This window comes from Oleiphilus sp. HI0079 (assembly GCF_001635105.1).
This window is the reverse complement of record NZ_LWFT01000178.1, coordinates 1-970: the sequence shown is the minus strand read 5'-3', so window position 1 is coordinate 970 and position 970 is coordinate 1. Positions and strand designations below refer to the sequence as shown.

General features: G+C 48.1%; 2 protein-coding genes. One reads left to right on the top strand and one right to left on the bottom strand.

The window, feature by feature from the left end; translation table 11 throughout:
- Window positions 1-322: thioesterase family protein (locus A3750_RS02600; protein ID WP_197474829.1), on the bottom strand; the 322-nt coding region annotated here is incomplete at its 3' end.
- A gap of 101 nt (window positions 323-423) precedes the next feature.
- Between A3750_RS02600 and A3750_RS02595 the strand changes: the two genes are divergently transcribed.
- Window positions 424-970: threonine/serine exporter family protein (locus A3750_RS02595; RefSeq protein WP_197474828.1), on the top strand; the 547-nt coding region annotated here is incomplete at its 3' end.

Genomic DNA, 970 nt, shown 5'->3' with positions numbered 1-970 from the left:
ATTCTCTCCCAGCGCCAAAACTCCCCTGAACGATCACCTTGGTTTGACCGTTCTGTAACCCCCTCCCCAAGACCTGAGAGACATTCTTTCCCTCTCTGAGGATCTCACTCGTCAATTCGAGCTCGCTATCATCCACTGGGCCAACAAAAGAAATTTGCAAACAACGAACAGGGGCCGGTTGCGACAATTGCTTTCGCATAGATTCATACACCAAAGCAGCCACAAGACCACCAAAGCCGGCGCGTCCCTGCATCCAAGCCCCATCCAAGCGCACGGTACTAGGCTCTCGAGCTACTTTATTAAGAAAACCATCAAACTGCATATCTTGAATTCTCCTTTTGAAAGACGACATCTTAGTAGCTTCGGCCCCGCTGACCAGCAAGCGCTCTGGAAAAGCACATTCCATAAATGGACTAAGCAAAAATGTCTTATATGCTTAAGGCGAATCAACCGAGAGCCGCCATGTCAGAGCATCACTTAATTTCGCAAATCGTCAATATTGGCGAGACACTTCATCGAGCAGGATGTCCGCCTTACAAGCTCGAAAAATATGTCGAGCACTATGCGAGAAACCGAGGTGTAGAAGTCATGGCGCTCGCCTCTGCAAACTGGATTAACTTTCAATTTAATGATGAGGACAACACCGTTGTCATAAAACGATTAAAGCCACCCAGTATTGACCTAACGCTACTTGCCAAGACCATCAATCGGATCACTCGTGATGACGAATCCATCAATCTAGACACCTCTCCCCCCAGCAGGCCAATGATGCTGCTAGCGTGTCTGATTGTTCCCGCCGCTTACCTATGTTTGGTAGGAAGCTCCTATGACGCGCTAATCGTAAGCCCACTAACTGGCTTAATCGTTTGGCTTTGCACATTGTTATTAAAGGGAAGACGGTCAATTGCACTGGAGTTTATCGCGCCGATGTTAGTCGGGCTTATGGCGGAGTATGCAAACTCATTTGGGC